Source organism: Naasia sp., assembly GCF_025465545.1.
GTDB lineage: Bacteria > Actinomycetota > Actinomycetes > Actinomycetales > Microbacteriaceae > Naasia.
In genome coordinates, this window is sequence record NZ_JAODMK010000006.1 from 1 (window position 1) to 13794 (window position 13794).

The 13794-nt window shown below is 71.2% G+C and carries 13 protein-coding genes; 7 read left to right on the forward strand and 6 right to left on the reverse strand.

The genetic code is table 11. The features are described from left to right. Together JWR33_RS01580 and JWR33_RS01585 are read left to right on the forward strand one after the other, a co-directional pair. Positions 1–1152: MurT ligase domain-containing protein (locus JWR33_RS01580; RefSeq protein ID WP_297408812.1), on the forward strand; the 1152-nt coding region annotated here is incomplete at its 5' end. Then, positions 1149–1856: a hypothetical protein gene (locus JWR33_RS01585; protein WP_297408814.1), complete on the forward strand. Its 708-nt coding sequence runs from the start codon at positions 1149–1151 to the stop codon at positions 1854–1856. The genes JWR33_RS01580 and JWR33_RS01585, both read left to right, overlap by 4 nt. A 552-nt stretch (positions 1857–2408) precedes the next feature. Here JWR33_RS01585 and JWR33_RS01590 read toward each other — a convergent pair. Further along, the gene (locus JWR33_RS01590; protein ID WP_297408817.1) at positions 2409–2720 is read right to left on the reverse strand and encodes a hypothetical protein; all 312 of its coding nucleotides are present in this window, start codon (positions 2718–2720) and stop codon (positions 2409–2411) included. Next, on the reverse strand, positions 2717–4189 hold the full coding sequence (locus tag JWR33_RS01595) for a PucR family transcriptional regulator (protein ID WP_297408819.1): 1473 nt from the start codon (positions 4187–4189) through the stop codon (positions 2717–2719). The genes JWR33_RS01590 and JWR33_RS01595 overlap by 4 nt, the downstream gene beginning before the upstream one ends. Before the next feature lie 113 nt (positions 4190–4302). Here JWR33_RS01595 and JWR33_RS01600 point away from each other — a divergent pair, with 113 nt between their 5' ends. Together JWR33_RS01600 and JWR33_RS01605 are read left to right on the forward strand one after the other, a co-directional pair. Further along, positions 4303–5400: a Zn-dependent alcohol dehydrogenase gene (locus JWR33_RS01600; protein WP_297408820.1), complete on the forward strand. Its 1098-nt coding sequence runs from the start codon at positions 4303–4305 to the stop codon at positions 5398–5400. 30 nt (positions 5401–5430) lie between these two features. Continuing rightward, positions 5431–6870, forward strand: coding sequence for an APC family permease (locus tag JWR33_RS01605; protein WP_297408821.1), 1440 nt, complete (start codon positions 5431–5433; stop codon positions 6868–6870). Positions 6871–6939: 69 nt separating this feature from the next. Here JWR33_RS01605 and JWR33_RS01610 read toward each other — a convergent pair whose 3' ends face one another. Both JWR33_RS01610 and JWR33_RS01615 read right to left on the reverse strand, forming a co-directional pair. Beyond that, positions 6940–7629, reverse strand: coding sequence for a response regulator transcription factor (locus JWR33_RS01610; RefSeq protein WP_297408823.1), 690 nt, complete (start codon positions 7627–7629; stop codon positions 6940–6942). Next, positions 7626–8738 carry a histidine kinase gene (locus tag JWR33_RS01615; RefSeq protein WP_297408834.1) on the reverse strand — a complete coding sequence of 371 codons (1113 nt, stop codon included), beginning with the start codon at positions 8736–8738 and terminating at the stop codon, positions 7626–7628. The genes JWR33_RS01610 and JWR33_RS01615 overlap by 4 nt, the downstream gene beginning before the upstream one ends. A 173-nt stretch (positions 8739–8911) precedes the next feature. Between JWR33_RS01615 and JWR33_RS01620 the strand changes: the two genes are divergently transcribed. The 3 genes from JWR33_RS01620 (at position 8912) to JWR33_RS01630 (ending at position 10623) form a co-directional block, all read left to right on the forward strand. Continuing rightward, positions 8912–9604 (forward strand): hypothetical protein, encoded by a 693-nt coding sequence (locus tag JWR33_RS01620; protein WP_297408825.1) that lies wholly within the window; start codon positions 8912–8914, stop codon positions 9602–9604. A 109-nt stretch (positions 9605–9713) separates the two neighbouring features. Beyond that, positions 9714–10163 (forward strand): thioredoxin family protein, encoded by a 450-nt coding sequence (locus tag JWR33_RS01625; RefSeq protein ID WP_297408827.1) that lies wholly within the window; start codon positions 9714–9716, stop codon positions 10161–10163. Continuing rightward, positions 10147–10623 (forward strand): DUF4395 domain-containing protein, encoded by a 477-nt coding sequence (locus JWR33_RS01630; RefSeq protein WP_297408829.1) that lies wholly within the window; start codon positions 10147–10149, stop codon positions 10621–10623. Before JWR33_RS01625 ends, JWR33_RS01630 begins: the two co-directional genes overlap by 17 nt. A 39-nt stretch (positions 10624–10662) precedes the next feature. On the opposite strand, the gene malQ is transcribed toward JWR33_RS01630, so the two are convergent. Beyond that, positions 10663–12909: a 4-alpha-glucanotransferase gene (malQ, locus tag JWR33_RS01635; RefSeq protein ID WP_297408831.1), complete on the reverse strand. Its 2247-nt coding sequence runs from the start codon at positions 12907–12909 to the stop codon at positions 10663–10665. Between the two features lie 72 nt (positions 12910–12981). After that, a partial coding sequence (locus tag JWR33_RS01640; RefSeq protein WP_297408832.1) for an ABC transporter permease occupies positions 12982–13794 on the reverse strand: 813 nt, incomplete at its 5' end.

Sequence of the window (13794 nt, forward strand, 5' to 3'; positions counted from 1 at the left end):
CCCGGTCTCGTCGTGAACAAGGTGGCGCCGGGCTTCCTCGGATCCGCCCTGTCCCACTTCCCCGAGGGGCTCGTCGTGGTGTCGGGCTCGTCCGGCAAGTCGACCACCACGAAGATGCTCGTCACGATCCTCGAGGCGCACGGCAAACGGGTCTTCACCAACCCGTCCACGGCGAACATCAGCCAGGGGCTCACCTCCGCCCTCCTCGAGCGCACCTCGCTGACCGGCCGCATCGACGCGGACCTCGCCGTGCTGGAGATGGACGAGGGCCACGGCGCCCTGCTCGCGCCACAGTTCGAGGCGCGCATGGCGGTCTTCACCAACGTGATGACCGACCAGATCGACCGCTTCCACGACAGCGAGAAGGTGCTCGGCTACCTCGGGACGATCGCCGGCCGGGCGGCCGAGACGCTGGTGCTCAACGCGGACGACGCCCTGCTGATGCGCCTCGCCACCCGCGCCGCCGCCACCGAGCACTTCGGCGTCAGCCCCGCCGTCTTCGCCGCCCTTCCGCGGGGCCTCGGCTACGCCGAGACCGCGCTCGCCCGCTTCGACGGCGGCACGATGGTCACGGCGGTGCACGGCCGATCCGCCTCGATCGCGTTCGACGGCGACGTGCACGACCTCACGCTCCCGGCGCGCGGAGTGCACTACGCCGTCGATGCCGCCGCGGCCCTCGCCGCCGCCCGGTCACTGCTCGGCTCCGCCTTCGATCCGGCGAGAGCGACCGGGGCCATCTCCAGCATGCCCGCGGTGTTCGGCCGCGGCGAGGTGATCACGGTGCGCGGCAAACAGGTCGAATTCGTGCTCGTGCAGAACCCGGCGAGCTTCCAGCTCAACGTGGACGAGCTCGACGAGGACCTCGACCAGGTGCTCGTCGCCATGGGCTCGGATGTCGCCGACCCCTCCTACTTCTGGCCGGTGGACGCCTCGCGCATCGGCCGAGCCCGGATCGTGACCGGGTCGAAGGCGCACGAGATGGCGCTGCAGCTGCTCTACCAGGATGTGCGGGTCGACGAGATCGACCCCGACCTGCCGGGCGCCCTCGACCGATTCCTCGCCCTGCCGGAGCCGACGAAGGGCATCAAGACCATCGTGTTCACCGCCGACGCTATGCGCCGCACCCGCAGCCACTTGGGGCTCGCCCAGTGACCGCGTACATGCTGCAGCTCTTCCCGGAGCTGACCAATGTGAACGGCGATGCGGAGAACGCACTCGTGCTCGCCCGCCGGGCTCAGTGGGCGGGACTCGAGGCGGAGGTGGTGCCCCTTGCCGCCGGTGCGGCCGCTCCCGCTCTCACCCCCACGGCCATCGTGCTCGGCTCCGGTGTGGACTCCAGCCTGGAGCGCACCCGTGACGCCCTCGAGGTGCTTCGGGGTGCACTCACCGCGTGGATCGCCGACGACATCCCCGTGATCGCGGTCGGCACCGGCTTGGAGCTGCTCGGTCGTTCCATCCAGGTCGGTGAGGTCCGGCTCGAGGGGCTGGGGCTCTTCGCCGGCGACGCGGTCGCCCTCCCCGCGCGTGCGGCCGGGGAACTCTTGGTCGACAGCGCCTGGGGGACCCTCGTCGGCTACGAGAATCACGCTCGAGGCTTCCCTCTCGATGGCGCCACCGCCCTCGGCACCGTGCTGCACGGCACCGGCAATGGCGACGGCACCGACGGGATCCGGTCGGGCTCGGTGTTCGGCACCCACCTGCACGGACCGGTGCTCGCGCGGAATCCTGCGTTCGCCACCGCGGTGATGGCTGCCGCCTTCGGGGAGGGCGAGGACATCTATGCCCCCGGCCGGGCGGACAGCACCGCCGATCTGCTCCGGGCCGACGCGATCCGCCGCCTCACCAAGCGGAGCTGACCCGCTCCGGGACGATCCCGAGGCGGGCCGCGAGCTCCGGTGCGCGCGAAGCGGCGGGCCACACTGACCGGGCGCTCCGACGCGGTCGATCAGGGGTCGTCGTGCCGGCTGCGACCGGATGCTTCTCCGCCTGCGACTCAGTCTGGGTCCGCTCCACCGGCTGTTCGCCGGCGGAGAGCCGCCCCCGGTCTTCGGACTGCCCCATGCTCTTCTGCGGAGACTGGCGAGGAGCAGTGCCCCGGCTGATCCTCCGGCGGGTCACCAACGCCTGGCAGGCGCGCATTCGGGCACGTGCTCGCGCCGGTCGGGCTCACCCACGTGCAGTTCGTGCTCCTCGCCGCGCTCACCAGGCTGCGGGCCGACGGCCCCGTCAGGGAGAGGGCGCTGGCCGATTCCGTCCGCGCAGATCCGATGATGACGCACAGGTGCTCCGCGTGCGGGAGGCGGAAGGTCACCTCGAACGCGCGCCGCACTCGGACGGACGCGCTTCGCCGCGATGCTCGCCGCCCTCTCGGTGCCGGGCGAGGAGTAGAGCCGTCGGGAATGGGAGGCCTACGACGCGACGGGGAGCGCCTCCACGAGGGCGATGTGGGACACGCGGATCCTCTGCGGCAGCCCGTCGAACACCTCGCGCCGCGCATCCGAGGCCAGGTATTCGGCCTCGACGCGGGCGAAGTCCTCCGCGTCACCGGGCACGCTCACCGCCCACACGAACTCGCTCCTCTCGCGGTCGGCATACGCGAACTCGATGGCGAAGCCGGATCGCGCCCTCAGGGCCACGAGGCTGCTCTGCCACCACTCGAGGAACGCGTCGTACTCACTGGGCTCGAGTTCGTAGCGCCTCAGCTGGATCGTCTTGGTCATGCTGTCCATTCTGGCGAAGGACTCGGGAGGTCGGCGTCCGGGTCGAGGGGAAGCGCCCGAACGGCGAGCCACGCTGCCGCCCGATCATCGGGGTTCGCCATGGACAGCGCCGTCAGCTCGTGGATTCGCTCGATGCGGGCGACGAGCGTCTGCCGATGGATCCCCAGTCGGCGTGCCGTTGCGGTCCACGATCCGTTCTCCGAGAGGTAGGTGTGCAGGGTGCGGGTGAGTGCCCCGTGCCGGCCGTTCGCACCGCGCAGCCCATCGAGGATTCCGGTGACCCGCGCCCGCGCATCAGGATCGAGGCGATCCAGCACGTAGCGGACCGTCGGCAAGGCCTCATAGCGGACGACAGCATCACCTTGCCGAACTGCGACGTCGTAGGCCTCTCGCGCCTCGGCGACGCTGCGGGCGAGCGCATCCAGCCGGGCAGGCGAGCCGATGCCGCAGCGCAGCGCCACTCCCGCCCCGGCCGAGAACTCGCGCACGCGGCTCTCGATGTCGCCGCTGCGATCGGTGCGAACGAGTGCCACCACCCGGTCCCGGTCGCCGGTGAGCAGGTGGGGCCAGCCGATGTCGTCGAACCATCGGGTGACGAGGCGCTCGACCTCGACCGACTTGATCCGCGAGGCCACGACGATCGCCACCAGTTCCTGCTCGCGCACGCCCCAGCGGCGCAGCAATGCGGCCGGCGTTTCGACGGCGCCTTCGAGCAGCGCGGTGAAGAGCACGGAGCGTCCGAGCCGCTCGGCGACACTGTGGTCGTGGGTGCGCAACAGGAGGTCGAGGAGTGCAGCCGCTTGGGATGCGAGATCGCGGGTCCGGCTCCGCGCGCCGCTGCGGGAGGCGATCACCAGATACGCGCTGAGATCCTCGCCGCTGCCCACCGGGTAGACGTCGAGTCCGGGATGCCGCACGCGGACCGGCCGGCGCAGGGCGACTGCAGTCGCATCGCGAAGGTGCAGGGCCCCGGCGCCCGCGCTGGTGATCGGCTGTCCATGGCTGTCGAGGAGCACCGCCCATCCGTCCAGGCGCACGGCGAGCTCGGCCAGAACCGCGCCGATCCCGCCCGTCCTGGCCACCTGCGTCAGCACCTTCGTCCCCGTGGTGACCAGTCGATCGTTGGCGGCCTGCTCCGCGTGCAGGAGTCCCACGAGGGTCGGAAGCAGGACGTCCGCGCGCGTGCCGGGAACCGTCAGGACCGTGATGCCGTGCAGTTCGGCGAGCCTCGCCGCCGCGTCCACCGTTGTCCCGAGGACGACGACCGCCTGGTGCAACAGGGCGCCGCTTTCGCCCATCACGGCTGCGAGCTCCGCCTGCTCCACGACGACGAGCGGGACGAAGTCGGGATGGCCGATCACCTGCAGGTCCGCAACGGTGAGCGCACGGTCGACCGGAGCATCCAGAGGGATGCCCGTCCCCAGCAGCCGGCCGCCGACCAGGCGCGCAATCGAGTCCAGACGCGCCATGGCCCCATCATACGAATTGTGAAGTCCCGGCGACGCCTTTCACCCTTTTGTCGGTGCGTTCCGCAGCTCTGCTCGCCCTAGCATCGCTCCTGCCACCGACGAGAGGATCCCCGATGAAGGGTGTCGTTTTCCGCAGTCCGGGCACGCCCGTCGAGCTGATGGACGTGCAGCTGGACCCGCCCAAGGCCGGTGAGGTCCGGGTGAAGATCGCCGCCGCCGGGGTGTGCCACTCCGACCTGCACGTGCGCCGTGGTGAGTGGGCGGCGGCGTCGCCCCTCGTCATGGGACACGAAGGCTCGGGCGTCGTGGTGGAGCTCGGTGACGGCGTCACCTCTCTCGCCGTCGGTGACCACGTCGTGCTCTCCTGGGTTCCCCCGTGCGGCGAATGCCGGTACTGCAGGTCGGGGCATGAGGCGCGCTGCCAGAAGGTTGCCACCGTCGTCGCCCCCTTGGGAGTGCTGTTCGACGGGACGTCGCGCCTCTCGGCGGCGGGGGAGCCCCTGCACCACTACCTCGGGGTCTCCTCGTACGCGGAGGAAGTGGTGGTGCCGGCATCGGGCGCCATCAAGGTGCGCGACGACGCGCCGCTGGACCTGGTCGCCCTCGTCGGCTGTGCGGTCGCGACCGGTGTGGGCGCGGTGCTCAACACCGCCTCGGTGGAGTCGGGGTCGACGGTGGTCGTGATCGGCTGCGGCGGCGTCGGACTCAACGTCGTCCAGGGCGCGAGGCTCGCGGGCGCCGCCAGGATCGTGGCCGTCGACGTCCTCCCCGCCAAGACGGCTCTGGCCGTGCAGTTCGGCGCCACCGATCGGATCGATGCCTCGGAGCGGGACGCGGTCCAGGCGCTGTTCGAACTCATCCCGGACGGTGCCGACTACGCCTTCGACGCCATCGGACGCACCTCGACCACCGAGCAGGCGATCCAGATGCTCGGCCTCGGTGGCGCGGCCGTGATCGTCGGCCTGCCGCCGACCGGCGCCAGGGCATCATTCGAGCCACTGGTGCTGGCCGAGGCGGACCAGCGCATCCTCGGCTCCAACTACGGCAGCGTGCGCCCGTCCATCGACATCCCCGCCCTCGTCGACCGGTACATGGACGGCCAGCTCCTGCTCGACCCGCTCGTCTCGTCCCGCCGTCCGCTCGCGGAAGCCGCTGCCGCGCTCGACGACCTCGAATCAGGGTCCGCGCTGCGCACCCTGCTCATCCCGTAAGCCCCAAGAACTCCAAGGAGGAAGTTCGACATGACGACAACCAAGAATCCTTCGGCCGCAGCAGGGACCCGCGACGCGGGTCTCCGCCGCGGAGTGATGAGCGGGCCGGAGCTGGCAGCTCAGGCGATCGCGAACATCGCCCCGAGCGCGGTGGTGGCCTTCACCGCCGCCGCGATCTACATCGGCGCGGGCAAGGGGACGGTGCTGTCCTTCCTGCTCGCAACCATCGTGATCCTGTGCGTCGGCTACTGCGTCACCGTGTTCGCGCGCCGTCATGCGTCCGCCGGATCCCTCTACACCTACGTCTCCAAGGGCCTTGGCCCGCTCGGCGCGTACCTGGCAGGGGTCACCCTGCTCATCGGCTGTTGGGGGATCGCCGCCGGGTCCCTCGGCGGAGCCGTCACCTACTTCAACCAGTTCCTCGTGCTGCTCGGCCTGCCCTTCGAAGGCGTGGCGACGCAGATGGTCCTGGCGATCCTGCTCGGCGGGCTCGCGACGCTCTTCACCATCCGCGGCATCCGGCTCTCGGCGCGCGTCTCCCTCGTGCTCGAGCTCATCTCGGTGACGATCATCATGGTCCTGCTGATCCTCGCCCTCATCTGGGCGGGTCCGCGCGCCTGGGATCCGAGCCAGTTCGCGCTCACCGAGCTGCCCCTGCAAGGCGTCGCGTCGGGCGTGGTGCTCGGCATCCTCGGGTTCGTCGGCTTCTCCTCCGCCGACGCGCTCGGCCGCGAAGCGCGCAATCCCTACACGGCGATCCCTCGGGCGATCATGTGGAGCGCGGTCGTGGTGGGCGTCATCTACGTGTTCGCCGCCTACACCCAGGTGGTGGTGCTCGGCGAGGGTCTCGGTGCGAGCGCCAGTCCGCTGGAGGAGATCGCCACCAAGATCGGCATGCCGACCTGGTTCGGTCCCATCCTCACCTTCGGCGTGGGCGCCTCCTTCTTCGCCGTCGTCGTCGCCCCGCTCAACGTGGTCGGACGCATCGTCTACGTGATGGGCAAGGAGGGGGTCACGGACGCGCGATTCGGCCGCACGCACGAGAAGCACCTCACCCCGCACCGGGCGCTGCTCCTCTTCGGCCCTGCGGCGATCCTCCTCGATCTTCTCCTGCTGGCCCTCGGCACCGATCCGATGGAGATCGTCGTCTGGGTGGACACCTACGGCACCTACGGCTACATGGTGGCCTACGCCCTCGTCGCGATCGCCTGCGTCATCTACACCCGACGTGAGGGGCTGAAGAACGGCCTCGTGTGGGTCAGTGCCGTGATCGTCGTCGTCAGCATGGGATACGTGTTCTTCGCGAACGTGTGGCCCGTGCCCGCCTGGCCGCTCAACGTGATCCCGTACGTCTTCCTGATCACCATGCTGGTGGCGGTCGCCTGGTACGGGTACCTCGCGAAGAACCGCCCGCAGGTCATCGAGGCGATCGGAAACGCCGAGGACGACGTCCTCGACGGCGTCGGCTAGCGGTCCGCGTCGGGGGGTGCGTGCTCTGGCCGTGCACCTCCCGACCGGCACCGTCCGGTCGCGCGCCTGTCATGGCGACGGGGTCCGCTGCCGCGCTTGTCCCGTGCGCTCCCCGGGCACCAGGAGGCCGGTCTCGTAGGCCAGCACGACGAGCTGCACGCGGGTCTCGGCGGCCACCTTGGCGAGGATGTGGTTGACGTGCGTCTTCACGGTGGCCTCGCTCACCACGAGCCGGCGGGCGATGTCGCCGTTGGCAAGGCCGGCCGCGATGAGCTCGAAGACCTCCAGCTCCCGTTCGGTGAGGGCGCGCAGCCGCTCGGGCACCCCGGTGATGGGCTGGGGCCGCCGGACATGCTCCTCGATGAGCCGGCGGGTGAGTGACGGGGCCAGGATGGCCTCTCCGGCCGAGATCGTCTCGATGCCCGCCGCCAGACGGTCCGGCGGCGTCGCCTTGAGCAGGAAACCGGCGGCGCCCGCCTGCAGGGCGCCGTAGACGTAGCTGTCCAGGTCGTACGTCGTGAGGATCAGCACGCGGGCGCCGAGCTCGGCCCGGACGATCTCCTTCGTGGCCGCGATGCCGTCGAGGACGGGCATCCGGATGTCCATCAGCACGACGTCCGGGCGGGTCCGGCATGCCAGGTCGACGGCGGCGCGGCCGTCCGCCGCCAGGCCGACCACGTCGACGCCTCGCGCCTGCAGCACCATCTCCAGCCCCGATCGCACCAGGTCCTGGTCGTCGGCGATCACGACCCGCGTCATGGCGCGAGCGGGATGGTCGCGGCGATCTCGAACCTGCCGTCGCTCGTCACCCCGTGCGAGAGACTGCCGCCGAGCAGGGACACCCGCTCCTGCATGCCCAGCAGGCCGAGGCCGCCGCCGGCGCCGGTGCCGCCGCTGCTGGCGTTCGAGGCGTTGATGGTGAGCGAGTCGGCCCGCGACTCCACTCGCAGCGTGGCCATGTCGTCCGAGCCGTACTTGAGGGCGTTCGTCAGCGCCTCCTGGACGATCCGGTAGGCCGACACGTCCACCACGGCAGGGAGTGGGGGCAGCGGGCCGGCGTCCGCGACGGACACTCGCAGTCCGTGCGCGCGGAACTGCTCCACGAGTTCGGGAAGGTCGGCGAGGCCGTGCGACGGGGTCACGCCCAGCTCGTCGTCCTCGTCGCGGATCATCCGGAGCAGGCGGCCCGTCTCGCCGAGCGCCTGCCTGCCGGTGCTGGCGACGTCGTGCAGCATGGCCTGGGCTCGATCGGGATCCGTGCGCACGATGTCCTCAGCGGCCGCCGTCTGAACGACCATCGCGCTGATCGAGTGCGCGATCACGTCGTGCAGCTCCCGCGCGATGCGATCCCGCTCGTCGCGGACCGCCGCCCGCTGGATGAGCTCCTGATTGGCCTTGAGCAGCCGGCCCTGCTCATCGAGCTTCCGGATGATGCGGCCGAGCAGGAACGGCGTGCCGGCCAGGGTGCCGACGAAGACCGCGTCCCCGATCCCGTGCGCCCGGGGGTCGACGAACTGGTAGTCGATCCAGAACAGGACGAGCATCAGCGCGATGCCCGCGAGACCGACGGTGATCCGGGGGATCCACCGGGCGAGCGTGTACCCGCAGACGCTCAAGATCAGCAGTGGAGTGGCCGCGGCGTTGAGCTGGGGTCCCAGCCAGGGCAGGACCAGCATGACGGCCGTCGCGAGGGTGGCGGAGACGAAGGGAAGCTGCCGGCGCCAGACGAGCGTCAGGGCCGCGGCGCACTCGATCGCGACGCCCCAGCCCCATCCCGGACCTTGCAGCACGAACATCTCTCCGGTTCCCAGGAGAGCCAGGCCGAGAGGGGCCAGCGCATCGGTCCGCCGGAAGCGGGGCTGCCTCATCACAGGTGGACAGTACGCCCGCGGAAGCGTCCGCGGCATCAAACCAGGGGTGGAGGCGGGTCCGACCCGCGCGCCGACGACGGCCCGAGCGCAGATTCCTAGCTTGGGGCAGGAGGGGCGGCAGTCGTCGCCCGGAGAGCGAAGCGGGGAGTCCCGCGGACAAGGAGGACATCATGAACGTGTCACCGGAACGGCAGCGGCTGATCGGGCGCTTCGCCTGGGTTCTGGCCTGGGTGGGGCTCGTGCTGGGGCAGCTGCACGCGCTGGCCCGTCACAACACCGTGGACGGGGCGAAGGACCTCGACCTGCCGCTCACCCGGCTGTGGTCCGATCCGGCCCAATCCCTGCTGAAGCCGCTCCTGGACTGGGCCGACGCCGACACCGTGTACCTGACCTACGGCAAGATCTGGTTCCCGGTCTTCCTGGCCTTCACCCTCTGCGCACTCGTCGTCTACCGGCGTCGGCAGAGCGCCGGATTCGAGAGGGTGGCCTGGCGGATCACCCTCACCGGCTACGTCCTCGCCTGCGTCGGGGTGTTCCTCACCTACTACACGATGTGGACCGGCTACCTGCCCGCCTCGTTCGCGGACCCGATGTTCTTCCTGTCGGTCATCGGGCTGCTGATCAGTGTGATCGGCTCCACGCTGCTCGGAATCGCCCTGCTCCGCCGGCACTTCCGTCCCTCGGCGCCTGCATGGCTGCTGGCTCTCTCCATCCCCATCCTTCTCGTCGTCTTCCAGGTCACGTCGATGGGGAGCGCGGCCCTCCCGTGGATGTTCGCCTTCGGCATCCTGGGCCACCGGATGGCGACCGAGCGCAGCTTCTCCGCGGCCGCCGCGCCCGCGGAGCAGCGCGTCGCGGGCTGACCTGATTGCCGTGCCGCAGGCGCCTCACCCTGCCGGGGTGGGGCGCAGCGGTGTGCCGTGTGACGTAACGCAACGACGTCGGCCCGAAGCCCGACCTAGCATGGCCGACATGCCCGCTTGGCTCGCCGTCACCCTGATCGCCGCCCTCGTCGCGGTGGCCACCGCGACGGGAGTGCTCTGGCGCGTGCGTGCGGGACGGGTCCGCATTGCCGACCCGGAGTCGGTGGTGACTGCAGCGCTCCTCGGCGCCGATGCGCAGCTCGGCGAGCGCGCCACGCTTCTTCAGTTCTCCACGGAGTTCTGCGCTCGATGCCCCGGCACGCATCGCGTGCTGGCCGCGGCGGCGAGAGATGAGGACGGCGTCGAGCACGTCGACGTCGATCTCACCCATCGCCCCGACCTCGCCCGCCGCTTCAAGGTGCTGCAGACGCCGACCGTGCTCCTCCTGGACGCCGGAGGGGCCGTGCGCGGACGCGTGGGCGGCGCCCCCCGACCCGCCGAACTGCGCGCCGCACTGACCGCCATCCTGAACGGAGCCGACGATGTCCGCACAGCCTGATCGGGGCATCGACCCGCGGGGTCCCCGATTCGCGGCGGGAATCACCGCCGTGCTGCTCCTCGCCGAGGTGTTCCTCGCCCTGATCGGCGCCCGGACCGCGGCGACGATCCTGCTCGCGGGGCTCGCCGCACTCTTCGCCTGGGGCGCGTTCGCCGGCGTTCGGCGTCATCCGTTCGGCGTCGTGTTCCGCCGGCTGGTCCGGCCGCGGCTCAGCCCGCCCGCGGAGCTGGAGGATGCCGCGCCGCCGACCTTCGCGCAGGGCGTGGGGCTGCTGGTCACCGGAGTCGGGCTCGTCCTCGCGCTCGTCGGGGTTCCTCTGGCGCTGGAGCTCGCGGGCGCGGCGGCGTTCGTCGCCGCGTTCCTCAACTCCGCCTTCGGCTACTGCCTCGGCTGCCAGCTCTACCTTCTCCTCGTCCGCGCCGGTCTGATCCGCCGCGCCCCGGTCGCAGTCGGCCCCTGACATCCGCCCTCCGTCGAGGAGACGGAGTCGGGCGAGAGTTCAGCGGGTGGGGAACGGGTGCCCGTGGTCGGTCACGTCGGGCACGGCGCGCGCCAGGTCGGCGATGTCCTCCTCCGGACGCGGGGCGACGTTCTCGTCGTCCTCGAGCTCGGGGGGACCGTGCAGCGCGTGCTGCTGCGGCGAGTGGGGCGCGGCGAGCACCTGAGCCAGCGCTGCCGCCCGGGGTGAGGTGAGCACGTCCTCCAGCAGGAGAGGCGTTCCGTCCGGTCCCGACAGGGGGATCCGCCAGTTCGGATACTCATCCTCCGTGCCCGGCTGGTTCTGGGTGCGCCGGTCGCCGACCGCGTCGGTCAGCGCCACGTTGAGGAGGCGGGACGGCGCCAGCGTCAGGTAGCGGTGCAGCGCCGTGATGGTGTCCTCGATCGATGCGTCATCGCGGAGCAGTCCGCGGCCGCGCAGCTCGGCGAGCCAGCTCGCGCGGTCCGCCTCGTCCGCCGCCTTCTCCTCCTCCACCGGGCGGGTGAGCAGGCCGAGCTCGTTCCGCAGCTCGACGTGCGCTCCGGTCAGGTAGCCGGCGTTGGGCGGCAGGTCGTGCGTGGTCGCCGAGGCGAGGCAGAGTTCGCGCCACTTCTCCGCGGGCAGCGGATTGCCGTCCTCGCCGCGCTCGAACCAGAGGATGGAGGTGCCGAGAATGCCGCGCTCCTTCAGGTACTCCCGAGCGGACGGCTCCACCACGCCGAGGTCCTCGCCGACCACGACGGCGCCCGCTCGCTGCGCCTCCAGCGCCAGGATGCCGATCATCGCCTCGTGGTTGTACCGGACGTAGGTGCCTTCGGCCGGGGTGCGGCCCTCCGGCACCCACCAGAGCCGGAACAGCCCGATGATGTGGTCGATCCTCACGCCGCCCGCGTGGTGCAGGACGTTGGCGATGAGGTCGCGGAAGGGCGCATAGGCGAGCGCTTCGAGCCGGTCCGGCCGCCACGGCGGCTGCTGCCAGTCCTGGCCCACCTGGTTGAACGCGTCCGGCGGCGCGCCCACGCGGATGCCCGTCGCGTAGGCGTCGCGGAGGCGCCAGGCGTCGGCGCCGCCTGGATGCACTCCGACGGCCAGGTCGTGCATGATGCCGAGCGACATGCCCGCGTCGGCCGCGCGCGCCTGCGCCCGCTCGAGCTGCTCGTCGAGCTGCCACTGCAGCCACATCTCGAAGTCGATCTCGGCTGCGTGCTCGGCGGCGTAGTCGGCGACCGCGTGCCCGGCGACGTCCTGCAGCTCCGCGGGCCAGGTGCGGTAGTCGCTGCCGTGCTCGACGGCGAGGGCGTTCCAGGTGGCGAACCGGCGCAGCGCCTCGCCGTGCCGCTCGCGGTAGGCCCCGTACTCCTGCTCCCGCCCCGGCAGGCGCGGAGCACGGTGCAGAAGCTCCAGAGCCGCGCGCTTGGCGGTCCAGGATGTGTCGCGGTCGATGATGTCCTTGTCGTCGACCTCGTCGTGCACCTCGGCGGCGAGGGCCTCGATGCCGGCCCGCTCCTCGTCGTCGAGCTCCCCGTATTCCGGAACGTCCTCGACCCGCAGGTAGAGCGGGTTGAAGAACCGCCGTGACGACGGCAGGTAGGGGGACGGCTCGAGGGGCGCGACCGGCTCGGCGGCGTGCACCGGGTTGATCAAGACGTAGTCGGCGCCGAGGTCGCCGGACCAGGCGGCGAGCCGGGTGAGGTCGGCGAGATCGCCGACGCCCCACGAGTCGCGCGACCGGACGCTGTAGAGCTGGGCGGCGAAGCCCCAGGCGGGACCGTCCCCGAGGATGTCCGGGAGGCCCAGCCATGGCGGAGTCACCACGAGCACGGCATCCGCGGACTCGGATCCCGACACGGCGCGGAGGAAGTGGTAGCCGAGTGGGAGGTCCTGGGGGAGCGGAACGGTCAGCTCGTCGATCTTCTTCCCGCCGACCGACCGCGTCTGCACGTCTCCGGAACTCTGGAGTGCGCGCTCGGCGCCGTCCTCGAGGGTGAGGAGGAGTTCGACGGCCGCCCCGCTCAGCACGTGGACGGGAACGGTCGATGGGGCGCCGGCGACGACGACGAGCGAGGGTGGCAGCAGCCGCTGCCATGCCTCCTCGTGGCGTGCACGGAGCGCCGCGTCCGGGTCCGTCGCGTCGACCCCGAGCGCGGCCAGGACCTCCGCGATCGCGTCCGCCGGCACGCGGACCTCCTCGCCCTTCCAGTTCGTGAAGGAGGTGGAGACGCCACAGGCGCAGGCCAGTTCGAGCAGGGAATCCGAGGGGGAGCTCACGGAACGATCCTCCCCGATGCGCGCCCCACTCGGCGAGGGGGTGGCGGAGCCTCGCTCGACTCTGGCAGGGAGCTAGCTGAGGACGTCCTTGGTGCTGAACCGGGCGACGGCGAGCGCGCCGAACACCACGACGTAGCCGGCCTGGAGGAGCGCGTTGTCTCCGTACGAGTCCCACGAGATGGGATTGCGGAGCAGGTCGACGAAGCCGAGCCAGTGGTGGCTGAACAGCCAGGGGTGCAGCCAGTCGAGCTGAGGGATGGCGTCGAGGATCTGGGCGGCCGCGGCGAGCACGATGGTGGCCGCCATGGCCCCGACCGGAACCGTGGTCAGCGTCGAGATGAACAGGCCGATGGCGCTGAGGCCGAGCAGGGACAGCGTCACGTAGCCGGCCAGGAGCAGCGCCCGCGCCCCGTACTCCGGGATGCTGATCGTGTCGCCCGAGAGCAGGGTCACCGGGCCGATCGGGAACAGGATCGCCCCGATGATTGCGCCGGACACCACGATGACGAGTGTCGCCGCGATGCAGAAGAGTGCGGCGCCGGCGAACTTGACGAGCAGCAACCGGATGCGGCCGGACGGCGCGACGAGGAGATACCGGAGGGTGCCGAGGTTCGCCTCGCCCGCGATGGTGTCGCCCGCGACCACGCCGATGGTCAGTGGCAGGAAGAGGGGGATCGAGACGACGAGCCCGGTGAGGGAGACGAAGAGGCCGTTCTCGGTGATGCTGCTGAGGAACGCTGGCCCGCGGCCCGAGCTGCCCGCCGAGGTGACGCGGAGGGCGACCGCGATGAGCACCGGGACCGCGGCCAGTGCGGCGAGCATCGCCCAGGTGCGGCGGCGCCGGAAGAGGACCGAGATCTCGGAGCCGAGGAGCGCGAGGCCGTT